Raw genomic sequence first — 26,177 nt, forward strand, 5'->3', positions numbered from 1 at the left:
ATGAAGATGACACTTTTGTGTTTGCTAAACACCGCTTTGATGGCCACAGGACAGATGCTGTTTAAGTATGGTTCCAGTGGGAAATCGATTACTGGGATTGTGGACATTATTCGGCTGTTCTTTTCTCCGGTGGTATTTTGTGCGCTGTGCTTGTATGCAGCTACAACTGGGCTTTGGCTCTATATTTTAAGCAAGGTGCCAATCAGTTTTGCCTATCCGATCCAGGCGCTGGCATTCCCGCTGGTATTACTTGCGTCCATGCTTGTATTCAAAGAGAGTATATCAATTACCCGGTGGGTTGGAGTATTGGTGATTGTCTGCGGTGTGATGATTGCTACGCATGGATGAATTATGGATTGAGGGAAGAAAGTATGTGGAAGCATAAAGCATTTTCGACAGATGATTTTCCGGCGATATTATCCATGGCACAGGAGCAGTATGGACTAGACAATGACATTGCCAATGAGGATTTCTTGCGATATCAGTATTTTAAAAACCCGGCGGGTGATGCCCTGATCGATTTGGCGGTGGATGCGCAGGATGGTGCGCTGGCGGGACAGTATGTGGTCTGGCCCATGCGCTTTTTGATCCATGGGCAACTGCGGCAAAGTTCCAACTCACTCAATACTCTCACCGGAAAGAAGTATCGGGGACAAGGTATTTTTACTGGCCTTGCGGAAGAAACGTACCGTAGAGAAGAGGAACTTGGGCATGCTTTTTGCTATGGGATGCCAAATCCGAATTCCTATCCCGGCTTTATCAAGAAACTGAATTTTAAAGAACTCGGTCAAATCCCCCTCCTGCTGCGTCCATTGCGCCCATCCCAGATGGTGGAAGAGTTTTTGCACAGTAAAGTTCTCTCCGTTTTTGGAAAGCCTACCGATCCTTTTTTCCGAATCAAAGAAAGCGTGAAAGAGGGAGCACTTGAAATTTTACCGGTTACGAAAGAGCGGCTGGAATTGGTAGATGAATTCTGGAATGCGGTGAAGGGGAAATACCCGGTAATGAACATCCGGGACGGCGCATTTGTCCGGTTCCGCTATCTGGATATGCCCCGTAGGACCTATTTCCCCTATCTGGCCGTGGAGCATGGCCGGCCTGTCTGCTTTGCGGTGGGACGGATCATGGAGGTAGCCGGGATGCAGTGTGCCATGTTGGCGGATTTCCTGTTTGCCGATGGCTATGCGGAAGCTGCCGAGCGGCTTTTGCGGAAGCTTCTGCATGAGATGCAAAACCAAGGGGCAAGTCTGGCTGGCTGTCTGATGTTTGGACATACCCAGGAATCTGCGGTTTTGAAAAAGCTCGGCTTTTTCCGTTGTCCGAAGAGATTTGAACCGCAGCCATTTCCGCTGATTTTGCGGTTGTTTGATCAGTCGCTGGAAGAAAAAGGCGTCTGCGATGTGAAGAATTGGTTCTTTACGATGGGCGACTATGATGTAATATAAGAGATGCGTATGAAAAATATTTTTACAATTGACACTGAGGACTGGTTCCACGCAAATTATGAAGATGGTCTTTTCCAAAATGATGCGGCAGTGAAGTCTACAGTGGAAGAGAACACAGAAGTATATTTGGAGGCGCTGGAACGGAACAATGCCACAGCAACGTTTTTTGTCCTCGGATTTGTGGCAGAACAGCACCCGAATTTGGTAAGGAAGATTGCACAGGCCGGACATGAGGTCGCAAGTCATGGATATGGGCATCAGTTGGTCTATAAGCAGTCACCCGAGGCCTTTCGGGAAGATATCCAGCGGAGCAAAAAACTCTTGGAGGATATTACTGGGAAAGCGGTGTTAGGGTACCGGGCACCATCTTGGTCCATTACGGAGGAGTCTCTTTGGGCCCTTGCAATCTTGCAAGAGGAGGGGTTTGTGTATGACAGTAGCATTTTCCCCTTCAAAAATTTTCTGTATGGAATCAGCGGTGCACCTAGATTTCCGTTTCCGGCCGTTCAGTATCATCCGGAGGCAACAAACTTGCTGGAGATTCCGCCTTCTACGGTACGGGTGCCCGGGATGAATATCCCGTTTTCGGGGGGATTCTATTTTCGGGCACTGCCCTATCCGTTTATTCATATGTTTGCAAAGCAAGTCAACCGTGAGGGGCATCCGGTGGTATTTTATTTGCATCCGCGGGAAATTGATCCTCAGCAGCCCAGACTCAAACTCAGCAAACGGGATGCGCTGATCCATTATTATGGTATTGGAGCATGCCGCCGGAAGATGGAACATATGCTGCGAGATTTTGATTGTCAGTCTATGGCTGAATATGTGAATCAAAAAAGATAACGGCGATAAAAGAAGGGGAATTGTATGTATCAGAATCCAGATTTGTTTGATCTTTCCCACACACTGGCTGGAGCATTGTTTGAAGCCACAGAGTATCCATGGCAGGTGCTTCCGCAGATCGGCGATTTCTTGAAAAAACTGGGGCCACAGCTGCCCACGGAAGTATTTGACCATCCAGATGAATTTGTCTGGATTGCAAAATCCGCACGTGTTGCACCCACAGCCAGTATCACAGGGCCCTGTATTATTTGTGAGGATGCAGAGATACGGCATTGTGCATTTATTCGAGGAAACGCACTAGTAGGAGCGAACTGCGTCGTAGGGAACTCTGTGGAACTGAAAAATGTCATTCTGTTTGATAACGTACAAGTCCCGCACTACAATTACGTAGGAGATTCCATATTGGGATACCGAGCGCATATGGGGGCCGGCTCTATTACCTCCAATGTCAAGAGTGACAAGACACTGGTGGTTGTAAAAGATGGCCATACAGAGATTCCTACCGGCCTGAAAAAGTTTGGTGCCATGCTGGGGGACTTTGTGGAGGTTGGATGCAACAGCGTATTGAATCCGGGAACAGTGATTGGTCGCGGAACGAGTGTCTATCCCTTGTCGTCTGTCCGGGGAGTGATTCCCGCAGAGAGTATTTTTAAAAGCGCAAACAATATAGTGAAACGAGAAAAAAACTAAACCAGACAAGGCGGAAAGACCTATATGATCACCTGGCTTACATCCACGACATTCGGTAGACTGATTGCCACATTTTTGATTTCCATGGTGCCTATTGTTGAGCTGCGGGGTGGTCTGCCCTATGGCTGGACTATCCCGTGGCCCTGGCAGCGGTGGTGTTGGACATGCGGTTAAAGGCCATTCCCGCTATTTTCCTGGGTGTCTGTATTGCAGCATCTATCATGACGATGGTAACATTCGGACTCATTCATATTTTGTGAGGAGCTTGCAGATCGTTTGCTGGTGATCATTGCACTGAAAAAGTGGAAGTGAATGTCTTAGTATTTTAAGAGTGGGAGCACAGAGAAAAGGGAACCGCTGCAGAATGAAAACTTCTGCAGCGGTTCCCTTTATACTTTATAAAATATGAGAGGAGCCGTACACTACGTGATTCTCCCATTAGATCCTCCAAACCACCTCCGCCCGCTCGCCGTCTAGTTTGATCTCCCGGATAAACTGGGCGGCGACGATCTTTTTCTGCTCAAAGCTCAGGGGGGCAAATTGAAGGCGTTTCCACTTCGGTACCTGCTTTTTGGTATGTATTTGGGCTTGCTTTGCCAGAATCTCCTGCCGCTGGGCCTCCAGCTTCTGAATGGTCCGGTTGATGTAGGCCATGGTCAGGGCAGAGCCCTCGGCCAGAGCGGACATGAGATGGTCGATCTTCTGGTCGATCTCCGCCAGAAGCCGGGCACTTTCCGCATCTTCTCCCTGGGGTTCCTCCATATCGGGACACTCCAGCAGCAGCTGTTCCAGTTCGGCGGCTACCGACGCCTCCAGTGCCCGCAGGTCCACCCGGATGGAATGGTCACATAGCCCCAGGTTAGAACGCCCGCTGCACAGCAGATAGAACTTGCTGCCATCCCGGTTTACCTTGACACTGTATCCACAGTGGGCGCATTTCAGAAGCCCGGAGAGCCAGGTGTGCTTTCCACGGCCGGAGCCGCCCAGTTGGCGGTTTGCCTCCAGCTTATACTGGCACTGGAGCCACAGGGTGGAGGGAATGATCCCGTGGTGGAGGGCCAGCGAAAAATGCTGGTCCCGGAGGTCCTGATACTTTCCGGCGCTCCGGTCCCGCTTTCCGATGATCATTCCCCCGTGGAGGCCATTAAACTCGTCCAGCGGATTGGAGCAGCGGAGCCCCTTCCCTTGATAGAAGAGGTAGACATCCTCGTCTGCCATGACGTATACCGGGCTATGCAGGATGCGGGAGAGGGTCACATTGTCCCAGGCGGGGCGTTTTGGGCCGGGGATCTCATCCCCATTCAGAGCGCGGGCCACACTGCCCAGGGTAGCCTCCGGCTGGGCATAGGCGGAAAAGATCCGCTGCACCACGGCCGCGTGCTCGTTGGGACAGAGAGCGGGGACCTGCCGCCCATCCGCGGCGGGAAGTTTCTGGATGGAGAACCCATAGGGGGCCGGCCCCCCGGGCCAGGAGCCCAGCTTGGCCCGCTGGAAGTAGTTGTCCCGTACCCGTTCGGCGGTGGTCTCCCGCTCCAGCTGCGCAAAGACCATGATGATGTTCAGCATGGCCCGGCCCATGGGCGTGGAGGTATCAAAGGTCTCATTGATGGATATGAACTCGACTTTGTGTCGCTTCAGGATCTCCCACAGCCGACCAAAGTCGGCAATGGACCGGGAGAAGCGGTCCAGACGGTAGACCACGATCTTCCGGATGAGCCCCTGTTCCACATCGGCCATGAGCCGCTGAAAGGCGGGGCGGTCGGTGTTTTTACCGGAATACCCCTTGTCCTCGTAGACCTGATATTCCGGAGATACTTCCCGGCGGCACAGATCGATCTGTCCCTGGATGGAGAGGCTGTCCGCCTTGTCCACGGACTGCCGGGCATAGATCGCATCCAAGGCGGACACCTCCTGTCCTCACTCACATATTTTTTAGGATGCTATCTTCCGCGGACCTCGGTGGAGCAGGGAAGAATACGGTGCTGTTCCCGAAGTTCTGTGATACAGCGCTGGTATAGCGTTTCCAAAAGGGCATTGCGGGCCTTATCGTTGGCCTGTATGGGATGCTGATGTATGATTTCCAATGGGAGACCCTCCTTTCGGACAAACTGGCCGGTCGGACAGATTACCCTATGCAAGTGGAAGCGGCTCTATGCGACCAGCAGGACAGGCTGTGTTTTCATGACAGGAAACAAGACAAGGCCCCGGAGAATCCTCCGGGGCCTTGTCCTTTGTGGGGGAGAGAGATGTCCTTGACATAGATCAAAAAATAGTTATAATAGAATTAGAATAATTCTAAAAAAGAGTTGTGGTGAAATGACAAAGTACGAGGCAAAGATTCTGGAGTTGGTAACGGCATCCCGAAGCCATATGACGGCCGAGCAGGTCTTTGACGAATTGCGGAAAACCTACCCGACTGTCGTCCTGGCGACCGTCTATAATAACCTCAACCGGCTGTGGAGTGCGGGAGCGATCCGCAAAATATCGGTAGAGGGAATGGCGGATCGTTATGATCGGATCGAGCGGCATGATCATTTGGTGTGCAAGCGATGCGGACGCCTGTCGGATGTGGATCTGGGGGACCTGACGGCGCAGCTGGAACAGGCGGCCGGTCGTTCGATCCTGTCCTATGATCTGAAGCTGATATACCTATGTGAGGAATGCAGAAACGAAGCCCAAGAGAAAGGAACGTGAGGAAACTGAAGCATTTGCCCCTGTCTGTCCGTGTCCCGATTGAGGAGGACAACCCCAGCATCGTGCGCTGGGAAGAGAAGTGTATCCGCTGTGGTATGTGTAAGGAGGCCTGCACCGAACGAATGGGCGTGCACGGCACCTATACCCTGGAGCAAACCGGAGGAAAGGCGATCTGTATTTACTGCGGCCAGTGTGCCAATGTCTGCCCGGTGGACAGCATCACCGAGCGGGACGAGTGTCCCCAGGTGCGGCAGGCCATCGCAGACCCCGACCGGGTGGTGGTGGTCAGCACCTCTCCCTCCGTGCGGGCGAGTCTGGGCGAGGCCTTCGGGATGGAACCGGGCGCCTTTGTGGAGGGAAAGATGGTGGCCCTCCTCCGGGCACTGGGCGCGGACTATGTGCTGGATACCAACTTTGCAGCCGATCTCACCATTGTGGAGGAGGCCAGTGAGCTTATCCGCCGCATAACGGAGAAGGACCGGCCGCTGCCCCAGTTCACCAGCTGCTGCCCGGGCTGGGTCCATTTTGCGGAGATCTATGCCCCGGAGCTGCTGCCCCACCTCTCCACCGCCAAGAGCCCGATCGGGATGCAGGGGCCCACGGTCAAGACCTATTTTGCGCAGAAAATGGGGCTGGACCCCCGTAAAATCGTCCATGTGGCCCTGACTCCGTGTACCGCCAAAAAATTTGAGATCCGGCGGGAGGAGATGCATGCCGCCGCCGACTACCACGGTGTAGAGGGGATGCGGGATACCGACCAGGTGATCACCACCCGGGAGCTGGCCCGGTGGGCCAAGGAAGCGGGGGTGGACTGGAATACCCTGGAGGACTCGGCCTATGATTCCCTGATGGGCACGGCCTCGGGAGCCGGAGTTATCTTCGGCAATACCGGCGGTGTGATGGAGGCTGCACTGCGTACTGCCTATGCATACCTTACCGGACAGGAGGCTCCGGCCGCCCTGCTGGAGCTGGAGAGCGTGAGAGGCTATGAAGGGGTGCGGGAGGCCCAGGTGGAGATCGGAGACCAGACACTGCAGGTGGCAGTGGTCTTTGGCACCGCCAATGCCAGAACATTTTTGAAGCACATTCAGGAGAGCGGGAAGGAGTACCACTTCGTAGAGGTGATGGCCTGTCCGGGCGGCTGCATCGGCGGCGGCGGACAGCCAAAGGATTTACTGCGCGACGGGGATGAGACCCGCAAGAGCCGGATTGCCGCCCTCTACCGGCGGGACAGCTCCATGGCGCTGCGCAGCAGCCATGAGAACCCGGAGATTCAGGCGGTCTACGAGGCCTTTTATGGCAAGCCTCTGAGCGAGATGGCCGAGAAGATGCTCCACACCACCTATCAGGACCAAAGCGGACTTATCCAGACGGATCGTCCCAATCAGAAAGGAGAAGAAAAGACCATGAAGAAGTGGAAATGCAAAGTGTGCGGATATATTCACGAGGGCGACAGCGCCCCGGAGTTCTGCCCCATCTGCAAGCAGCCCGCCTCTGCCTTTGAACTGATGGAGGCGGCCCCTGTCAAGAGCGCAGGCAAGTACGCCGGGACCCAGACCGAAAAGAACCTGGAGGCCGCCTTCGCCGGAGAGTCCCAGGCCCGGAATAAATACACCTATTTTGCCTCGGTAGCCCAGCGGGAGGGCTATGAGCAGATTGCGGAGCTGTTCCTCAAGACCGCCGAAAATGAGAAGGCCCATGCCAAGCTGTGGTTTGAGGAGCTTCACGGCCTGGGGGATACTGCCGAGAATCTGCGCCATGCCGCCGAGGGCGAAAACTACGAGTGGACCGACATGTATGACGGCTTTGCCAAGACCGCTGAGGAGGAGGGCTTCCCGGAGCTGGCCGCCAAGTTCCGCCTGGTGGCCGCCATTGAGAAGCGCCACGAGGAGCGCTACCGTGCGCTGCTGCACAATGTAGAGACCGCACAGGTCTTCGAGAAGAGCGAAGTCAAGGTGTGGGAGTGCCGCAACTGCGGCCACATTGTGGTGGGCACGGCCGCGCCGGAGGTGTGCCCCACCTGCCAGTACGGAAAGAGCTTCTTCGAGATCCACGAGGATAACTATTGATCGTCCCGGAAGCGCGGCTTGGATCTCCATATCGGGGAAAGCTATCGTGAGGCAGAAGACCACGCGGCTCCGTTTACCTGAGTGAAACATACCCAATATCAGGAGTTTTTATGAATCTCATCTTAAGCGACCGACCTCTGGACCTGCCGGGACTTTTCGTGCCGGATCTGGAGTATATCGACCTGTCCAGTCTGAACATCAAGCACTGCATCGGCTGTTTTGGCTGCTGGACCAAAACACCGGGCCGCTGTGTCATCCGGGATGACGCCGTGAAGGTCTATCCGGCCATCGCCGCCAGCACCCGGCTTCTGTATGTGAGCCGGGTGCGGTACGGCGGCTATGATACCACGATGAAGACCATGCTGGAGCGCTCCATCCCGGTGCAGCAGGCCTTTCTCCGCCTGCACCATGGGGAGACACACCATGTGCAGCGCGCCGTGGCGACAAAGGATGCTGTTATCCTGGGCTACGATGTGCCGGAGGATGCGTGGTATGCCAGGGCAGTCAACACACTGGCATCCATGGGAGTGGTTGCAGGGGTAGGCGGTGAGAAATTCTGGCCGGAAGCACCGATTACCCGTGCAGAATTTGTCGCAATGGCCGGGCGGTTTGCACATCCTGTGGAAGCGGGAGGCATGACCTTTGCGGATGTCCAGGAGGATGACTGGTTTTATGAGGAGGTTCAGAGCGCTATTTGGTACGGCTGGATTTCCGGGTATCCGGACGGCACCTTTGGACCGGAACAGCCCATGACCCGCGCCCAGGCAGCCGCCATCCTGAACCGGATGTTGGGACGCAGCGCAGATCGGGCCTTCCTTGCCGAAGACCATGGGCTGCGGGAATTCCGGGATGTTTCAAAGTCCCACGGGGCCTATTTTGACATCTGTGAAGCGGCCAACGGACACGGGTATGAGAAAAGAGATGGCCTTGAATTCTGGAATGCAATCCTTTCCTAGGATCGATCGTACCAAGCGGGCTGGAACATGAAAAATCCCCCTGCCGGAAATATTCCGGCAGGGGGATTGCTCTGTGTGGGGGATCAGAGATTAATAGTAGATATCCTCCAGGATCAGCATCCAGTAGTGGTCCAGACCCTCGCCGGCCATGGCAAAGTCGGCGGCCACGGGCATATGCTCCTTGGAGAAGTTGTCCAGGAACTCCTTGCTCAGGACGTCGTTGATGGTCAGGTCGTTGTCGTGCATATAGACGGCCAGCTCCACCTGGAACTGGGGCACGTAGACGGAGGAGGGCATGGCCCAGCCGGACAGCTTACCGGTCATACCGGCCTCGGCGGCCTTCTCGGTGATCATGCTGTTGATCTTGTCATAGTCGCCCAGATCATCCTCGGTGATCTCCAGGTTGAGAACGGTGGGGTAGGCCTGGGTGGGGGTGGGGCAGCACTGCTCGGCCACGATGAAGCCCTGCTTGAAGGCCTCGTCCAGGATCACGTCGTACATGGGGCAGTTGGTGCCGAAGATGTTGGTGTTGGGACCGTACTTCTCGATCTGGCGGGGCAGGTCCTCCCGGAGGAACTGGAGCATGGCGGCCTTGCCGTTGCCGGTCTGAGGATCGGGGGTCATGATCTCCACAAACTCCATGCCCAGCTCCTCACAGGTGGCCTTCATCATGTCCCGTCTCTGGACCTTGGACTCAGAGGCCATGTGGGTGGGGAAGGAGTAGTGGATGAAGGTCCGGGCGCCCATCTCATAGGCCTTGGTGGGGATGGTCACGCCGCGGCGGACCCAGTCGGTGTTGATGGCCAGATCCACATAGTCGTTGAGAAGCTGGGGATCGTCGTTGCTGGTGACGATGGTGGTGATGTCGGGGCGCTTCTCCTTGATGGTCTGGAAGGCGGGGACAATGCCCTCCATGCCGTTGTTGAAGAGGATGTACTTCATCTCGGGGTCATCGGCCAGGCTGGTGACCACGGAGATGCAGCCCTCCACGTTGGTGGCAAAGTCCTCGGGCAGGGTCTTGTGCACCACGATGTCGGGGTACTTCTCCACCATCTCCTGGGCGCCGCGGAACTCGTCCTCAGAGACGGTCAGGGTGGGGGTCACGATGCCGATCTTGTAGGAGTCCTCAGCGGCGGCACTGGCGGAAGGATTGGCAGCCGGGGTGCCCTGGGGATTGCTCCCGGTGGTGCTGCATCCGGCGGCCATGGATACGACCATCAGCACGGACAGCAGCAGGGAAACGAGTTTCTTCATGGTGTGTATTCCTCCTGATTCTATTTTTTAAAGCCTACGCTTTAAAATTCTGAAGTTTCAGATCCTTTTCCTTCTTGAGATTCATGATAATGGCGATCACGATCACGCCGTAGGCCAGGAAAGACCGGAAGTATTCGCCTACGGAGGGGTTGTTGAAGAGATTCTGGCCCGCCATGGGGGAGGTGATGAAGAGGGTGTGGAAGAGCACCACGCCCAGGAAGCAGTTGCGCAGTTTGGCCTCCCGGATGGTGGCGCCGCCCACTAAAATGGCCGCGGCCGCATAGGTCTCGATCCCCAGATGTCCGGTGTAGACCAGAGCGGTGCCAAAGTCGCCCACAGTGATGATCTGGCTCATGGCAGCAAAGATCGTGGAGATTACGATGCAGATGGTGCGGATGCGGTTGCTGTTGATGCCCAGCAGATTGGCATTGTGCAGATCGCTGCCCACCGCCTTGGCCAGGACCCCCAGCTTGGACTTTTGCAGATAGATCAGGATCAGGGTAAAGGTGCCGATGATGAGAAGCGGCAGCAGGGAGTAGACCTTTCCGTCCAGTGTAAAGGGCAGGACGCTGGTGAACACCTGCTTGAGGGGGGCCACATCCAGCATGTTGCGTACGCCCACGCCGGTATCCAGCAGGATCGCCTCATTGGCGGGGTGGAAAATAGTTCCGTAGCCCACCATAAAGACAAACTGGTAGAGGACGGAGCTGAGCTGTCCGATCATGATGGAGACGATCATCTCGGTCCCCCGGGCCCGGTTGAGCAGCATGGCCACCAGGGTGCCGAAGAGCACCGACAGCGCAATGCTGACTCCCACCACAAAGAGCAGGATGGGGAGGCCGGAGAGATTCAGGTCCATAGCCAGGACGATGGCGGTCTGGGCACAGATGGCCCCCACCACAATGGCGAAGTTGATGCCCATGCCGCAGGTCACCGGCAGGATCAGGGCCAGGACAAAGAGAGTGTTGCGGATGAAGCGGGTATAGACCTCCGAGGAGAGATAGGAAAGGCTCACCCCGGCGTAGTGAAAGGACAGCAGGCAGAGCAGGAATACGGCAATGGGGACCAGGTTATTTTTTAAGAACTTCATTTCCCGCATCCTTTCTCTGGAAGATAAACGCATAAAGAATAATGCCGCTGGTGACGATGGTGCGGAGGATCTCGGCCATTTCCGGCAGCAGAAGGGCGTTGGCCACGGGAATGGACAGGAGATAGGTGGTCTGATACAGGAAGGTCCCGATCAGCGCGTTGGCCACCGTGGCCTTTTTCTGGCTGGCGCCGCCGATGACAATGGCGGAAATGGCGGGGAAGCTCATCATAAAGGGCCCGTCGTAGAGGTGCAGGAAGCCGTAGCTCTGGGAGTAGACCACCACGCCCACGGCGGCCAGGAGCATGGAGAGGATGATGCCGATGGTCCGGTACCGGTCCACCCGCAGACCGGCAAGGCTGGAAAAGCGCTCATTTTCCGCGATGGCGGAGAAGATGATGCCGGTGCGGGTCTTGGAGAAGAGCCAGAGCAGGGCCGCGATGACAAAGAAAAAGAGGAGCAGGCCCACCGGAATGACGATCTCCCCCACCTTGATCTGCCACAGCCGGTCCAGAATGCCGCCGAAGTAGATGTCCAGGTTGACCCGGGGGCGCAGGCCCTGTCCGCCGATGGGATAGAGCATCTGGCGGTTGGTCACAGGGACGAAGGTATAGAAGATGTTCATGATGGGGATGAAGGAGTACCCGGCAAAGGTGCCTACGATCTCCTCGTTCAGCTTGAGGCGGTTCAGGATCTTGCTGTATCCAAAGCCGAAGAGAACGGCGATGGCAGCCCCCACCAGAAGGGATACAAAGAAGCCCAGCCAGCCGGTCATCTTGTAATTGAGGGCGAATACCATCCCCAGAAGACCGGCGGAGAGTCCGATGGACATACCGAAGTTTCGTCCGGCGCCCACGTTCATCATGGGGATCAGGGAGAGGACCAGAATGCCGTTCATGGCCCATTTGATGAGGGCGTCGTTGATAAGGCTGACAAAGCTGATGTCCACCAGCACGGCCAGGATCAGGAGCACCAGCATGTAGAGGGACATGATGAACCGCGGAGGATTGATGGCGTGAAGCTTCATGCGTTTCCCCTCCCGTACAGCGACAGCGTCAGTTCTTCCAGGTCCATCTCGCCCTCGAAGGTCTGAAATACCTGACCCTGATACATGACCACCACCCGGTCGCAGACCCGGACCAGCTCCTCCAGCTCGCCAGAGGTAATGACGACGGTGGTGTGTTCCCGCTCGTTCATCTTCAAGAGCCAGTCCAGAATCAGTTCTTTGGAATAGATGTCAATGCCGCGGGTGGGCTCGTTGACAAAGAGCAGCTCGGGCGCAAAGGTGAGGGCCCGGGCGATGCAGACCTTTTGCTGGTTGCCGCCGCTGAGCTCCCGGACCGGGGCGTCGGGCGAGCGGCAGACGATGTTGAGCTGCTCGATCATGGCCTGGGCGTGGGCCTGGATGGCCTTCCGGTCCAGCAGGGAGAGAGCGGGGCAAGCCTTCCAGCGCAGAAATTCCCGGTGCCGCAGCTCCGTGCCGAAGATCATGTTTTTCCAGACCGGGCTCTCCCGGAAGAGGCTGGTCTTTGCCCGGTCGTCCGAGAGGTAGTAGATCCCCCGGGCGGTCAGGGTGCTGTTATCCCCCAGGGAGAGCTTCTCCCCCTTGAAACGGGCCTGGAAGCTAGCCGGCTTGAGCCCGAAGAGGCCTTCTGCCAGCAGTTCCTGACCCTGACCGACCAGGCCGGTGATCCCCAGCACCTCCCCCTCCCGGATATCCAGCTCGGTGCCATTGATCTGGGAGAGCTGCATCAGGACGTCGCCTTTCTGCTTCTTTGCCGCGCGCTGGGTCTTGACGATTTTCCGCCCGACCATGTCGTCGGCAAAGGCTCCGATGGAAAAATCGGCCTTCTCATAGGTGGAGATCAGTGCGCCGTCCCTGAGCACGGAGACGGTATCGCAGACCTGCATGATCTCCTCCAGCCGGTGGGAGATGAAGATGACGGCGATGCCCCGGTCCGCAATCTCCCGGATACAGGAGAGAAGGGCCTTGGTTTCGGTGATGTTGAGAGAGCTGGTGGGCTCGTCCAGGATCAGCAGACGGATGTTCTGCTGGTCCAGCTCCCGGGCAAGCTCCACAAACTGCTTCTGGTTCAGGGAGAGGGCGTCGATCACCTGGCCCGGGTCCATATGGGCGCCGATGGCCTCCAGTGCGTGCTGGGCGTCGCGAACATTTTTGTTTGGGTCCAGCAGGGAGAGCTCGGGCAGGAGCGGGGTGGAAAACCGGGTTTTCTCCCGGTTGATCTTGATATTTTCCGTCACAGTCATGCCGGAGAACAGAGCCAGTTCCTGGTGTACCATGGCGATGCCGCAGGCCACGGACTGGCTGTGATTCTGGATGGTGATGTCCCGGCCGTCCAGGAGGATCCGGCCGGTATAGCCCCCCGAGCGGGCGATGGTCTCGTTGCCGTTGAGGATGTTCATGAGGGTGCTCTTTCCCGAGCCGTTGGCGCCGATGAGACCGTGGACCTTTCCGGGGAGAATGGTCAGGTTAATGTCGTTGAGTACGGTGTGTCCGTCAAATGCCTTTGACAGATGTTTGAGTTCCAGCATAATGCCCTCCGCAGATGGGTTCAGCAGAATGGTGCTTCTAAGTAGACATAAAAAAACAGTTCCCCAAACGCGATGGGATGTGGAAGCATGCACCGTGCTTGGAAAACTGACTGTGTGGTTTCATTGGGAAAAAGGCCAATGCCTATGGTAGGATACTGGAAGGGGGGGCGTTTGTCAAGGTTTATCTTTAGATGTAATAATGGCACGAAATATATAGGGTTTCTCTATGCGGCTGGAGCGGGAAACACACAGTCCGGCATGGGGATGCAATGACCCGTGGCAAAAAGGAAGGGAGCCGCTGCAACATTTTATGTTGCGGCGGCTCCCTTAAAAGTGCCAGAAAAAACGTTATGTTACTCCGCAGTAGCAGGACCAAATCGCTCAGTTACCATTCCTTCCGAAGCGTTTGGCAATGCACTGCACGGAGGTTCAATTCGCCTCATAGAGCTCGATGATCGCGCCGTCCTTCCACACGAAGGCCAGACGGTCCTTCTCCCCGGCGGGCATGGGGCCGCAGATAACGCGGTCGGCGTCGGCGATGTACTTCTCCAGATTGTCCACCTTATAGGCCACATGGGGGTTGCGGTGGATATCCTCGGGGAAGGGGGTGCCCTCCTCAAACTTCAGATATTCGATCTTGTAGTCATAGTCATCCACGCAGCTTACCCAGAATTTGGCCTCTGCATTGTAGGTCATGTTGGGCTTGCGGTTGGTGACGGGGATACCAATATGCATATACTCAGCGGACATAATGATGCCTCCTATACGATTTGAAATCAAATTTCCCCGTTTTTCACGGCCTCATAGACCTGGAAGGCCTCCTTGGGGGTGCTGCCCTGGTGGACCACCGCGCCGATGGCCTGGGCCATACCGGCGGGACAGTCGGACTGGAAGATGTTCCGGCCCATATCCACGCCGTGGGCTCCTTCCTGGATGGCGCGGTAGGCCATCTCCAGAGCCTCCAGTTCGGGCAGCTTCTTGCCGCCGGCAATGACGATGGGCACCGGGCAGGCGGCGGCCACCCGCTCAAAGCCCTCACAGTAGTAGCTCTTGACGATATTGGCGCCGTTTTCTGCCAGTACCCGGGTGGCCAGCTGGAAGAACTTCTCGGTGCGTTCCATCTGCTTGCCCACGGCCACCACACCCAGGGTGGGGATGCCGTATTTGGTCCCGGCGTCGGCGGTACGGGCGAGGAGCTCCAGGGAGCGAGACTCGCCGGGGGCGCCCAGGAAGGTCTGCACGGCCATACAGTCGGCATTCATGCGGATGGCATTTTCGATGTCGCAGGCGATGCCGCCGCCGTTGGACATCTCATCAAAGAGGACGGTGGTATCATAGGTGACCCGCACGCACTTGGCTACCCGGGCGGCGGGGGAGATGCAGGAGCGGAGGACTCCCTTGGTGCCCATGAGTACGTCCACATAGGGGATGAGGGGCGGAATGACCAGGTCGATCCGTTCCAGACCGGCGGTGGGGCCCATGATATAGCCGTGGTCAAAGGCCAGCATGACGGTGTTGCCGGATTTCGGGTTGAAGAGCCGGGCCAGACGGTTCTGCATACCCCAGTCGCTGTGGGCCGCGCCCTTGACGAAGAAGCCATCCAGGGCCACGGGGGTGTCCAGGTGGTAGTCGTGGGCGGCCTTGTTTCCAATGTTATCTGCCATAACTTACTCCTTGCTGTATGCGGGGGTGTGACAGGGAGTGTTCCACAGACGGATGAACTCCTCGTCCCACTTGGCGATGTTCATCTGGAAGCCGCCGGCCTCCTGGACCGTGAGGATCTCGCCCACCATGCTGGCGACCACCTCTACGCCCTTGGCCTTCAGGAACTCCACCGTGTCCTTGAAGAGCACCAGCATCTCCATCATAGTGGTGGCGCCGCAGCCGTTGATCATCACAAAGGTCTTGTCGCCCGCCTTCAGATCCAGCTTCTTGCTCAGAGCCTCGGCCACTGTGGCCACCGTGTCCTTGGAGGACATCATGGGAACCCGGACGCCGCCGCCCTCGCCGTGCTGACCCGCGCCGATCTCCATCATGTCGGTCTCACCCAGGTCGCCGAAGGACATGCCGTTCTGGGGATGGGTGGCGTCGGTGGATTTGACTGTGATGGAGGCCATGTTGTCGGCGTAGCGCTGGGCGATCTCGGCCACCTCGTCCAGGCTCTTGCCCTCCCGGGCAGCGGCGGCTGCGATGTGGTAGAGGGCCACCGCACCGGCCAGGCCGCGCTTGTTGTCCTCGCCGTTGGGGTCGTACTGGACCTCTTCCCCGGTGACCACCTGGCGGAAGTTGAGGCCGGCCTTCTGGGCCAGCTTGATGGCCTGCTTGCCGGCCAGCTGGTCGCCCGCGTAGTTCAGTGTAAGGAGCAGTACACCGTGGCCCTTGTCGGCCAGCTTCATAGCGTCAAAGACCAGCTTGGCGTTGGGGGCGGCGAAGATGTCGCCCACGGCCTGCACGTCCAGCATGCCCTTACCCACAAAGCCGGCCTGGGCGGGCTCATGGCCCGAGCCGCCGTAGGTGACGATGGTCACGCGGTCGGCGTTTGCCAGGTCTTTGCTGATGACCAGATGGCCGTCCACGTCCAGAATATCGGGATAGGCCATGCCCAGTCCGATCAGTTCCTCGTCCGTGATGGTCTCAGGGGCATTGATAAACTTCTTCATTTTCATGTGACATTACCTCCCGGTTAAAATAGCAGATTGATTCAGCTCTGGGCCAGGCCCTGGAAAAAGAGGGCCATCGAGGTGGCGCCGGCGTCGGGGGTGCCGATGGTCTGCTCCCCGTAGCTCTTGGCCCGGCCGAATTTTGCGGTAAACTGTTTGGTGGCCTCGGCACCATCGTGGGCCGCCTGGGCCGCCAGGGTAAAGAGCTTGCTTTCGTCCTGTCCCGTGTAGGCGGCAATAGCCTGACTGGCCGGGATCAGGGCGTCCATCATAGTCTTATCGCCAACCTTGGCCCCGGAGATGTCGTCCAGAGCCTCAAATCCATGGGCAAACATGGCCTGGAGGCCGGGAATATCGATCTCGTCACCAGCGGGGGCGGCCTCCTGCATGCCGTCCAGCCAGGTGTTCCAGAGGGGGACTGCGCTGCCGCCGTTGAGGACCATGACCGCCATGGCGGCATCATCCAGCATGGACTGGATCCCGCCCTCGGATTCCTCTATGGCCTGTGCGATGGCGCCTGCAATTTTGTTCATGGTGAGACCGTGGTCCGCGTCGCCGAATTTGGAGTCGATTTCCGTCAAAATCTGCTCTGCTGCAGTGACACAGGCGCAGGCATGCTGAAACCGTGCGGCGAGTTCCGTCTTTTTCATGGTGCGATTCCTTCTTTCCGATCAGACAAAGATAGACCGTTCCGGTGTGTACAGATAGGAGAGCGACACATTGGGTGTTACTTATGTGCAATCATCTTATCTCTGTATGTAACAAAAGTCAATTAACGGTGTGCAGATTCTATATAAATTATAAAATATATCATTTTAAATTGTGCAATAAATAAAAAGAACTCTTTCCGACGGAAGAAATTCCGAAGGAAAGAGTTACATTTGAAAAGAAAATCAGTTCAATGCCTCGCGGACGAGATCGGCCCGGGCCACCAGGTGGGTCAGAAGCCCCGACTTCAGCGCGCCGCGCAGTGCCTTGGCGCTGGTATTGGCAGAGCAGACGCCCACGATGTTGGGACAGCGCTTGAGGGTATCCAGCGGGATCTGAATGGCAAAATCCTGCTCCGACTGGATGACCTTCCCGTCGGCATTAAAATAGTAGACCAGCAGCCGCCCGCAGGTGTGCTCCTCCTGGAGCAAGCTGCCGTAGCGGACCAGGGAGGCAAAGTCCGGGCTGGAGGGATAGTTTCCGATGTTCACCAGGGCAGTGTCCATCTTGTTCCACTGGAACTGGATCTGCCGATAGATCTCGGTGGAGCAGAGCAGATGCTTTTCCTCTAGGCTGTCCGGCAGGGCGGGGAGGTAGATAAAGTGGGGGGTGGCCCCCAGCTGCTGGGCGATGAGGCGGACATTCTCGTTGGACTGGTAATTGCGGGCGGGGATGCTGGCATTGCCAACCAGGGGGCAGATGTCGGTGACGGTACTGCCCAGCTGGGGATGTGCCTCCAGCCAGGTGACCAGCTGTCCGATCAGATGGCCCCAGCCGATCCCCAGATGCCGGGAGCGGAGCTGCCACAGAAGCTGTACCGCACCCTGGGAGAGCAGCTGGTTGGTGGCGTCGTCGTCCTTGCCGTCCTCCACCAGAACGCCGTCCCGGATGGAGGAGGACAGCCGCAGCTGTTCCAGCAGCGAGTTTGCGTCGGAGGCGGGGGGACAGACGATGATCTTGACCACGCCGAGGGCGCGGGCCTCGTGGAGCATCCGGCTGACCAGGGGGCGGGATACACCCAGTTCTGCGGCGATGTCGCTCTGCTTCCAGTCATCCAGATAGTAGCGCTGGGCGACATAGGCCAGTTTTTGCAATTTTTCCTGATTGCGGTCCATAAATACCCCCTGTGATGGAGCGTGTTACATTTGTAACTCTATCATAGTACAGAATACCTCTGAATGCAATGAGGACAGTGAGAAGAAATAGATTGACTTTTTTCGATTTGAAAGGTATACTGAGAATCAATTCGAATAGAATCGATTGGAAAGGAGGGATACCATGCGTGACCACGGGGCGGACGCAAAGGTATTCAAAGCCTTCTGCGATGTGAACCGCCTGCAAATTTTGGAGCTGCTCCGCAGTGGGGAAAAATGCTCCTGCGTCCTGCTGGAAGACCTGAACATCAGCCAGTCCACGCTGTCCTATCACATGAAGATCCTGTGTGATTCGGGCATCGTGGTGGGCCGTGTGGAGGGCAAGTGGACCCACTACGGAATCAGTGAAGCGGGCAGCCGGTATGCAAAAGAGCTGCTGCAATGCCTCACGGAAGTAAATACTAGTGCAGAAACGAACTGCACCTGCCAAGGATAAGAGCCATCCCATACGCGATGGCTTTTCTTTGGGACGTAAAATCGAAAATTTTAGAACTGTTTTCCGAGGAGAGGAGACAAAGAAATGGAAGTACTTCGCACGGCCTGGCTGTTTTTCCAGGACCAGATCCTAGGCATGCAATGGCTCAAAGCGCTGGTAGGCCACGGGCTTACTGCCGCCGGGCTTTCCACCGATTCCATGTTGGGGGGCGCCCTGCAATTTTTTATCTACGACACCATTAAGATTTTTGTGCTGCTCTCGGTGCTGATTTTTGGGATCTCCTATATCCAGAGCTATTTTCCCCCGGAGCGTACCAAGCGCATCCTGGGACGATTCCACGGGATCGGCGCCAATTCGGTGGCGGCCCTGCTGGGGACTGTGACTCCCTTCTGCTCCTGTTCGTCCATCCCCATTTTTATGGGATTTACCAGCGCGGGCCTTCCGGTGGGGGTGACCTTCTCCTTCCTGATCTCCTCCCCCATGGTGGACCTGGGGTCCCTGGTGCTGCTGATGAGCATCTTTGGGGCCAGAGTGGCTGTGGTTTATGTGCTCCTGGGACTGGTCATTGCCGTCATCGGCGGAACCGTGATCGAAAAGCTGAAGATGGACCGCTATGTGGAGGACTTCATCAAAAACGCCCCCCACATTGAGGTGGAGGGCCGAAAGCTTACCCGCCGCGACCGGGTGCTTTATGCGAAAGAGCAGCTTTTGGGCACGATTCGGAAGGTGGCCCCCTATATTCTGATCGGAGTGGGGATCGGCGCACTGATCCACAATGTGGTGCCCCAGGCGTGGGTGGAGCGGGTCCTGGGCGGGGACAATCCCTTTGCCGTGATTCTGGCCACCCTGGTGGGCGTCCCCATGTATGCCGACATCTTCGGCACCATCCCTGTGGCAGAGAGTCTGCTCTTTAAGGGCGCTGGGCTGGGGACCATCCTCTCCTTTATGATGGCGGTCACCACCCTGAGCCTGCCCTCCATGATCATGCTGAAAAAGGCGGTCAAACCCAGACTGCTGGGCACCTTTATTGCCATCTGTATCATTGGAATCGTGGTGGTAGGGTATTTCTTCAATGCGATCCAGTTCCTGTTGGTCTGATCCATTGCAAATCGTACACTGGTGTGGTTTAATAGGCACAGAAATCAGCCGGAAATACAGGAGGTTTGAGTTATGAGGTTGGAGGCAGATCTGGATCAGATCCGGGCGCGGGCGGAGGAGTACTACCGCAAGGGGGAATTCTACTGCTCCGAGGCGGTAGTAAAGACCGTGGTGGAGGAGCTGGGAATCGATGCGCCGGCGGAGGCGGTCAAAATGGCCTCCGGTTTTCCTGTGGGCATGGGCGGCATGGGGTGTACCTGCGGTGCGCTGACGGGCGGTATCCTGACCATCGGTCTGGTCTACGGCAGAACGGAGGGAAAGGACCCCAGTGTGGACCGGGCTATGGCTCTGAGCGCAAAGCTCTATCAGATCTTCTGCCAGCGGCACAAGGTCAGCTGCTGTAAAGTGCTGACCAAGGGGATGGAGAAGGGCTCCAAGGAGCACATGGAGCAGTGCATCGCCTTCACGGGCGAGATGGCCTATGAGACGGCGAAGATCATTCTGGAGGAAGAGCGGGGCGCGAAACAATGAGTGAAAGCTGGAATGCGGGAATGGAGTGCGGCGCGGAGCGCACCCGGCCCCAGATCGTATGCCAGGGCAAGCCCAAGGTGGCCTTTGTCTGCGTCCATAACTCCTGCCGCAGTCAGATGGCGGAGGCCCTGGGCAAGAAATTGGCCAGCGACGTGTTTGAGAGCTACTCCGCCGGTACCGAATTGAAGGACCATATCAATCCGGACGCAGTGCGGATGATGAAGGCCCTCCACGGCATCGATATGGAGGAGACGCAGTACAACAAGCTGATTTTTGACATCCCTCAGCCGGATGTGGTGATCTTCATGGGCTGCAATGTGAGCTGCCCCAATCTCCCCTTCCAGTACGCCGAGAACTGGGGACTGGATGACCCCACCGGCAAGGGGGACGAGGTTTTCGCAGAGACTATTGCCAAGATCGAGGCGCGTGTCCTGGCCCTGAAGGAGACGCTGCGGATGTGAGCAAAGGCTGCCGCCAAGGGGCGGCAGCCTTTTGCGGTCTGTGGAAGAAACTGCGGAATATCCTTAGGTTGGGGCAGATGATGGCTGCCATAGGAAAACCGGGTTGGAGAGGAGCATGGAATGAAAAAGGCAGTGGCGTTGCTTGGCGCCCAGAGGAGACAGAATACCTTCCGTCTGCTGGGGGAAATCGGGGAGATCTTAGCAAAGCACGGGATCGCTTTGGAGGTGATTGAGCTCTACCGGTATGACATTCAATTCTGCGCGGGCTGTGACCGCTGCATTCTGAATGGGGAATGCGTGTGGAAGGATGACGCGGAGGAGCTGATGGAACGCCTCGCGGAGGCAGATGGCGTGATCCTCGCCTCGCCGGTCTATCTCCAGCAGGTGTCGGGAAAATTGAAGACCTTTCTAGACCGGACCTGCCGGTGGTATCACCGCCCGGTCCTCACGGGCAAGCCAATGTTGGCGGTGGCCAGCACCAAGGGGTCGGGCCTGAAAAAGACCCTGTCCTATCTGGAGAGCATTGCGGTGCAGTGGGGAGCCATGCCGACGGGAAAGGTGGGGCGGACTATCTTCAATCAGGACCGGAAGATCTCCGAGCGGGAGGTGGAGCGATTCGTATGCCTGATGGAGCAGCCGGAGCGCTACTCCCCCTCGCTGGGCCAGATGATCGACTTTGAGGTGCAGAAATCCATGGCCCTCTTCCTGGGAAAGCTGGATCGGGCCTACTGGGAGGAGAAGGGATGGGTGGACCGGCCCTATTATTTCCCTTGCAGAATCTACCGTCCCTATGCTCTCATCAGCCGGGGGATCGGCGGACTGATCCGGTCCAAAATGAAGGGCGGAGGGAAAGAGGACCCTACGCATCCTTAAAAGAGTAGAAGAGTAAGGGGAGTATCAGAGCAGAAGCCAGCGTCCAAAGGACGCTGGCTTCCACTTCGATGGGAGAGAATGGAAGAGAGGGAATCAGGTTGGCGTGCGGGATGTCTGGGAGGCATAGAAGGCCGCCATTTCAGCCTCTTCCCGGCCCATGCCCTGGGCCTCATAGGCTGCAATGGCATGGAGCATGCGGTCATAATCCCGGGGGAGGATTTTCTTGAACCGGGGCAGGTACGCTTCAAACTCGGCCAGAATGGCTTTGGCTCTGGGGGAGCCGGTGGCCGCGGCGTGTGCCTGGATGAGAGCACGCAGCTCCGCGGCATCCTGTGGGTCGCTCACCGGGTCCATGGACACCAGTTCCTTGTTGATGCGCAGGTACAGATCCCGATGCTCATCCAGCACATAGGCGATGCCGCCGCTCATGCCGGCGGCAAAGTTTTTGCCGGTAGGACCCAGGATCACCACCCGGCCGCCGGTCATGTACTCGCAGCCGTGGTCTCCGGTCCCCTCGACCACAGCGGTTGCACCGGAGTTGCGCACGCAAAAGCGCTCCCCAGCCACACCGTTGAGGAAGGCGGTACCGCCGGTGGCGCCGTAGAGGGCCACATTGCCCACCAGAATATTTTCGGCCGGATCAAACCGACTGTCCCGGGGTGGGTAGACCACCAGCTTGCCGCCGGAGAGCCCCTTGCCCAGATAGTCGTTGGCGTCGCCTTCCAGCTCCAGGGTCAGGCCCCGGGGCAGAAACGCGCCGAAAGACTGGCCACCCCCGCCGGTACAGTGGATGCGGAAGGTGTCCTCAGGCAGATCGTTCCCGTGGAGACGGGTGATCTCCGAGCCCAGCTGAGTACCCACGGCCCGGTCGGTGGAGGAGACGGAGATAGAGAGTGTGCGGGGGTGTCCGGCGGCCAGATCTTTCCCCAGAGCGGGCTCCAGGACCTTCCGGTCCACGGTGTTCTCCAGGTGAAAGTCGTAGACATCGCTTGGCTGAAAGTGCTGCCCATCCTGCGCGGTGCAGGGGTTCTGGAGGAGGCGGGACAGGTCCACCGTGGCAGAGCGGGGATTGGCGGCAGGGGAGCGGACAGCCAGCAGGTCGGTGCGCCCCACCAGCTCCTCCACGGTGCGTACGCCCAGCTGCGCCATGTATTCCCGCAGCTCCTGGGCGATGAAGCGCATGAAATTTACCACATACTCCGCCTTGCCCCGGAAGCGTTTGCGCAGCTCCGGATTCTGGGTGGCCACGCCCACAGGGCAGGTGTCCAGGTTGCACACCCGCTTCATCACGCAGCCCAGAGCCACCAGCGGGGCGGTGGCAAAGCCGAAGGTCTCGGCGCCCAGCATACAGGCGATGGCCACGTCCCGGCCGGACATGAGCTTGCCGTCCACCTCCAGCATGACCCGGGTACGCAGATCGTTCTGGATGAGGGTCTGGTGGGCCTCGGCAAGGCCCAGCTCCCAGGGCAGACCGGCATTGTAGATGGAGGTGCGGGGCGCGGCTCCGGTTCCGCCGTCATAGCCGGAGATGAGGATGGCCTGGGCCCCTGCCTTGGCCGCGCCGGCGGCCACCGTCCCCACACCGGCCTCGCTGACCAGTTTAACCGAGATGGAGGCCCTGTGATTGGCGCATTTCAGATCATAGATGAGCTGGGCCAGATCCTCGATGGAGTAGATATCGTGATGGGGCGGCGGCGAGATGAGGGGGACACCGGGGGTGGCGTGGCGGCACCGGGCGATCCAGGGATAGACCTTCCCGGCCGGAAGATGGCCGCCCTCCCCGGGTTTGGCCCCCTGAGCCAGCTTGATCTGGAGCTCCTCCGCGCTGACCAGATATTCGCTGGTGACCCCAAAGCGGCCGGAGGCCACCTGTTTGATGGCTGAGTTGCGGGCGGGGTCACGGAGGCGGTCGGGCTCCTCACCGCCCTCGCCCGAGTTGGACCGCCCGCCCAGCTGGTTCATGGCCAGGGCCAAACACTCGTGAGCCTCCGGGGAGATGGAACCGTAGCTCATGGCCCCGGTCCGGAAGCGCCGGACGATGGCGTCCACGCTCTCCACCTCATCTAGCGGGATGGGCTGGGCGGCATAGCGGAATTCCAGCAGACCGCGCAGGGTGCGGGGCCTGGTCTCGTCATCTACCAGGGCGGTGTACTGCCGAAAAATCTCATAGCTGCCCTGGTGGGTGGCCTCCCGCAAGAGACGGATGGTCTGGGGGTTGAAGAGGTGGTCCTGGCGGTCCTCCCGGGTGACCTGGGGGGAGGGCGGCGTACCGGGCGGAGTCTGGAAGGCCCGGGAGTGATTGCGCTCAGCCATGGCGCCGATCTCCTCCAGGCCGATCCCGCCCACCCGGGAGACCGTGTTGGTAAAGTGGCGGTCGATGACCTCCTGTCGGATGCCTACTGCCTCGAAGATCTGGGCGGACTGGTAGGACTGGAGGGTGGAGATCCCCATTTTGGCGGCGATCTTTACGATCCCGTGGAGCACGGCGGCGTTGTAGTCGGCCACGGCGGTGTGGAAATCCTTGTCCAGCTGCCCGGACTCGATAAGGTCCACGATGGTCTCCTCCACCAGATAGGGATTCACGGCCCGGGCACCATAGCCCAGAAGGGTGGCAAAGTGGTGGACATCCCGGGGCTCACCGGTCTCCAGCAGGATGGACACGGCCGTGCGCTTGCGGCTGCGGATGAGATGCTGCTCGATGGAGGACACGGCCAGCAGGGAGGGGATGGCCACATGGTTTTCATCCACACCCCGGTCGGACAGGATGACCACATTGGCTCCCGCACGCCAGGCCCGGTCCACCGAGAGGGCCAGCTGGTCCAGGGCCTGGTCCAGCGGAGTGTTCTTATAGTGGAGCATGGACACGGTCTCTACCCGGAAGCCGGGCTGGTCCATGGCCTTGATCTTCATCATGTCGGTGGAGGTGAGGATAGGATTGTGGATCTGGAGCACCCGGCAGTTCTCGGCGCACTCCTGGAGGAGATTGCCGTCGTCGCCCACATAGATGGTGGTGTCGGTGACCACTTCCTCCCGAATGGCGTCAATGGGGGGATTGGTCACCTGGGCAAAGAGCTGCTTGAAATAGTGGAAGAGCGGCTGATCCTTGGGGTCCAGCACGGCCAGCGGCACATCGGCGCCCATGGCGGCGGTGGGCTCCGCGCCGGTCTTCGCCATGGGAAGGATGGTGTCGGTGATCTCCTGCTCGGTATAGCCAAAGGCCGTGCGCAGGCGGAGCAGTTCCTCCCGGCTGTGCCGCTCCACCCGGCGGTTGGGGATGGGGAGATCCCGCAGGCGGAGCAGATTCCGGTCCAGCCACTCGCCGTAGGGCTGACGGGCGGCATAGGCCTCCTTTACCTCCTGGTCGGAGCGGATGCGTCCCTGCACGGTGTCCACCAGCAGCATCCGCCCGGGCTGGAGCCTGCCCTTGCGGACGATCTCCCCGCTGGGCAGATCCAGCACCCCCACCTCAGAGGAGAGGATGAGCCGGTGGTCGGCAGTGATGTAGTAGCGGGCGGGACGCAGACCGTTCCGGTCCAGCACCGCGCCCACCAGGTCGCCATCCGAGAAGAGAATGGCGGCCGGGCCGTCCCAGGGCTCCATCAGGGTGGAATAGTAGTGGTACAGATCCCGTCTGGCCCGGGAGATGTTCCGGTCCTCCCGCCAGGGCTCCGGGATACAGGCCATGACGGCCAGCGGCAGATCCATGCCCGCCATCATCAGAAATTCCATCGTGTTATCCAGCATGGCGGAGTCGGAGCCGGAGGGATCGACCACCGGCAGGACCTTGTCCATGTCTCCGGCCAGCAGGGGGGTGGACATGGTCTCCTCCCGGGCCATCATCCGGTCGGCGTTGCCCCGAATCGTGTTGATCTCGCCGTTGTGGGCCATGAGGCGGTTGGGGTGGGCCCGCTCCCAGGAGGGATTCGTGTTGGTGGAGAAGCGGGAGTGGACCAGGGCGATGGCCGACTCATAGTCGGCGCTCTGGAGATCGGGATAGAACCGGCGGAGCTGGTCCACCAGGAACATCCCCTTGTAGACGATGGTGCGGCTGGAGAGGGAGACCACGTAGGTCTCCTGGTTGGAGTGCTCAAAGACCCGCCGGAGGAGATAGAGCTTCCGGTCAAAGGGGAGGCCTGTGGGGAGGGACTCGGGCTTGGCCACAAAGGCCTGCTCGATGCAGGGCATTTTGTCCCGCGCCTTGCGGCCCAGAATATCCGGATAGACCGGTACCTTCCGCCAGCCCAGGAAGGGGAGCCCCTCCCGCCGGGAGAGGACCTCGAACATCTCTTTGGCGCGGCGGCGGACCGCCTCGTCCTGGGGAAAGAAAAACATTCCCACACCATACTCGCGCGGGCCGGGGAGAGAGATGCCGGCATCCCGGGCGGCAGCGGCAAAAAACCGGTGGGAGATCTGAAGCAGGATGCCCACTCCGTCGCCGGTCTCTCCTGTGGCATCCTTTCCGGCCCGGTGTTCCAGCTTTTCCACGATCTTCAGGGCGTCGTCCACCGTTCTGCGGCTGGGTTGGCCGTTGATCTCCACCACCGCGCCGATCCCGCAGGCGTCATGCTCGAAGGAGGGGGTGTACAGGCCTCGGGGCGGGCAGCCGGTTCTCTCCATATATAGCGCTCCTTTCACGTAAGGGATAGAAAAAGGCGGCAGCCGCGT

General features: G+C 58.4%; 23 protein-coding genes. 12 read left to right on the forward strand and 11 right to left on the reverse strand.

From position 1 onward, the window contains the following. From GPK94_RS03690 to GPK94_RS03705, 4 genes are read left to right on the forward strand one after another with little or no spacing between them, the layout of a single operon-like run. The gene (locus GPK94_RS03690) at window positions 1-348 is read left to right on the forward strand and encodes an EamA family transporter (protein ID WP_193539158.1); all 348 of its coding nucleotides are present in this window, start codon (window positions 1-3) and stop codon (window positions 346-348) included. Window positions 349-371: 23 nt separating this feature from the next. Continuing rightward, a complete protein-coding gene (locus GPK94_RS03695) occupies window positions 372-1,445 on the forward strand; it encodes a GNAT family N-acetyltransferase (protein WP_193539160.1) in 1,074 nt (357 codons plus the stop codon). A 9-nt stretch (window positions 1,446-1,454) separates the two neighbouring features. Continuing rightward, complete coding sequence (locus GPK94_RS03700; protein WP_101692170.1) at window positions 1,455-2,288, forward strand: XrtA system polysaccharide deacetylase; 834 nt, start codon at window positions 1,455-1,457, stop codon at window positions 2,286-2,288. A gap of 24 nt (window positions 2,289-2,312) precedes the next feature. After that, complete coding sequence (locus GPK94_RS03705; RefSeq protein ID WP_101692169.1) at window positions 2,313-2,978, forward strand: UDP-N-acetylglucosamine pyrophosphorylase; 666 nt, start codon at window positions 2,313-2,315, stop codon at window positions 2,976-2,978. A gap of 438 nt (window positions 2,979-3,416) precedes the next feature. Here the strand turns inward: GPK94_RS03705 and GPK94_RS03710 are convergent, their stop codons facing one another. Further along, a complete protein-coding gene (locus tag GPK94_RS03710; protein ID WP_215654520.1) occupies window positions 3,417-4,877 on the reverse strand; it encodes a recombinase family protein in 1,461 nt (486 codons plus the stop codon). A gap of 417 nt (window positions 4,878-5,294) precedes the next feature. On the opposite strand from GPK94_RS03710, the gene GPK94_RS03715 reads away from it, so the two are divergent. The 3 genes from GPK94_RS03715 to GPK94_RS03725 all read left to right on the forward strand — a co-directional run bounded on the left by GPK94_RS03715 (window position 5,295) and on the right by GPK94_RS03725 (window position 8,697). Continuing rightward, window positions 5,295-5,672 carry a transcriptional repressor gene (locus tag GPK94_RS03715; protein WP_215654522.1) on the forward strand — a complete coding sequence of 126 codons (378 nt, stop codon included), beginning with the start codon at window positions 5,295-5,297 and terminating at the stop codon, window positions 5,670-5,672. Continuing rightward, a complete protein-coding gene (gene rbr, locus GPK94_RS03720) occupies window positions 5,639-7,741 on the forward strand; it encodes a rubrerythrin (RefSeq protein WP_215654524.1) in 2,103 nt (700 codons plus the stop codon). Before GPK94_RS03715 ends, rbr begins: the two co-directional genes overlap by 34 nt. 110 nt (window positions 7,742-7,851) lie before the next feature. Further along, window positions 7,852-8,697, forward strand: a complete 846-nt coding sequence (locus tag GPK94_RS03725; RefSeq protein WP_215654526.1) for an S-layer homology domain-containing protein — start codon at window positions 7,852-7,854, stop codon at window positions 8,695-8,697. Window positions 8,698-8,787: 90 nt separating this feature from the next. On the opposite strand, the gene GPK94_RS03730 is transcribed toward GPK94_RS03725, so the two are convergent. From GPK94_RS03730 to GPK94_RS03770, 9 genes are all read right to left on the reverse strand, one after another. Beyond that, the gene (locus tag GPK94_RS03730; protein WP_215654527.1) at window positions 8,788-9,951 is read right to left on the reverse strand and encodes a DUF3798 domain-containing protein; all 1,164 of its coding nucleotides are present in this window, start codon (window positions 9,949-9,951) and stop codon (window positions 8,788-8,790) included. Window positions 9,952-9,985: 34 nt separating this feature from the next. Next, complete coding sequence (locus tag GPK94_RS03735; protein ID WP_195279045.1) at window positions 9,986-11,041, reverse strand: hypothetical protein; 1,056 nt, start codon at window positions 11,039-11,041, stop codon at window positions 9,986-9,988. Continuing rightward, entirely contained in the window at window positions 11,022-12,065 is a 1,044-nt protein-coding gene (locus tag GPK94_RS03740) for an ABC transporter permease (RefSeq protein ID WP_215654529.1), read from the reverse strand. Before GPK94_RS03740 ends, GPK94_RS03735 begins: the two co-directional genes overlap by 20 nt. Next, on the reverse strand, window positions 12,062-13,591 hold the full coding sequence (locus GPK94_RS03745; RefSeq protein WP_215654531.1) for a sugar ABC transporter ATP-binding protein: 1,530 nt from the start codon (window positions 13,589-13,591) through the stop codon (window positions 12,062-12,064). Before GPK94_RS03745 ends, GPK94_RS03740 begins: the two co-directional genes overlap by 4 nt. Before the next feature lie 429 nt (window positions 13,592-14,020). Further along, window positions 14,021-14,341, reverse strand: a complete 321-nt coding sequence (locus GPK94_RS03750; RefSeq protein ID WP_101692156.1) for a hypothetical protein — start codon at window positions 14,339-14,341, stop codon at window positions 14,021-14,023. 26 nt (window positions 14,342-14,367) lie between these two features. Beyond that, entirely contained in the window at window positions 14,368-15,255 is an 888-nt protein-coding gene (lsrF, locus tag GPK94_RS03755; protein WP_215654533.1) for a 3-hydroxy-5-phosphonooxypentane-2,4-dione thiolase, read from the reverse strand. A gap of 3 nt (window positions 15,256-15,258) precedes the next feature. Beyond that, window positions 15,259-16,257, reverse strand: coding sequence for a dihydroxyacetone kinase subunit DhaK (locus GPK94_RS03760; RefSeq protein WP_101692154.1), 999 nt, complete (start codon window positions 16,255-16,257; stop codon window positions 15,259-15,261). A gap of 35 nt (window positions 16,258-16,292) precedes the next feature. Further along, a complete protein-coding gene (locus GPK94_RS03765; protein WP_215654535.1) occupies window positions 16,293-16,901 on the reverse strand; it encodes a DAK2 domain-containing protein in 609 nt (202 codons plus the stop codon). A 243-nt stretch (window positions 16,902-17,144) separates the two neighbouring features. Continuing rightward, entirely contained in the window at window positions 17,145-18,074 is a 930-nt protein-coding gene (locus tag GPK94_RS03770) for a sugar-binding domain-containing protein (protein ID WP_195279039.1), read from the reverse strand. A 163-nt stretch (window positions 18,075-18,237) separates the two neighbouring features. On the opposite strand from GPK94_RS03770, the gene GPK94_RS03775 reads away from it, so the two are divergent. The 5 genes from GPK94_RS03775 (at window position 18,238) to GPK94_RS03795 (ending at window position 21,512) form a co-directional block, all read left to right on the forward strand. Next, on the forward strand, window positions 18,238-18,549 hold the full coding sequence (locus GPK94_RS03775) for a metalloregulator ArsR/SmtB family transcription factor (RefSeq protein WP_195279038.1): 312 nt from the start codon (window positions 18,238-18,240) through the stop codon (window positions 18,547-18,549). An 84-nt stretch (window positions 18,550-18,633) separates the two neighbouring features. Next, entirely contained in the window at window positions 18,634-19,647 is a 1,014-nt protein-coding gene (locus GPK94_RS03780) for a permease (RefSeq protein WP_186964211.1), read from the forward strand. A gap of 72 nt (window positions 19,648-19,719) precedes the next feature. Next, window positions 19,720-20,178 carry a C-GCAxxG-C-C family (seleno)protein gene (locus tag GPK94_RS03785; protein WP_215654537.1) on the forward strand — a complete coding sequence of 153 codons (459 nt, stop codon included), beginning with the start codon at window positions 19,720-19,722 and terminating at the stop codon, window positions 20,176-20,178. 20 nt (window positions 20,179-20,198) lie between these two features. Continuing rightward, window positions 20,199-20,639, forward strand: a complete 441-nt coding sequence (locus GPK94_RS03790) for an arsenate reductase ArsC (RefSeq protein ID WP_101692648.1) — start codon at window positions 20,199-20,201, stop codon at window positions 20,637-20,639. A 120-nt stretch (window positions 20,640-20,759) separates the two neighbouring features. Continuing rightward, a complete protein-coding gene (locus tag GPK94_RS03795) occupies window positions 20,760-21,512 on the forward strand; it encodes a flavodoxin family protein (RefSeq protein WP_215654539.1) in 753 nt (250 codons plus the stop codon). Between the two features lie 93 nt (window positions 21,513-21,605). Here the strand turns inward: GPK94_RS03795 and gltB are convergent, their stop codons facing one another. Further along, complete coding sequence (gltB, locus tag GPK94_RS03800; RefSeq protein WP_215654541.1) at window positions 21,606-26,129, reverse strand: glutamate synthase large subunit; 4,524 nt, start codon at window positions 26,127-26,129, stop codon at window positions 21,606-21,608. Between the last annotated feature and the right edge of the window lie 48 nt (window positions 26,130-26,177).

Origin of the sequence: Pseudoflavonifractor sp. MCC625 (genome assembly GCF_018784545.1) — a bacterium.
In the GTDB taxonomy this organism is placed as follows: Bacteria; Bacillota; Clostridia; order Oscillospirales; family Oscillospiraceae; genus Pseudoflavonifractor_A; species Pseudoflavonifractor_A gallinarum.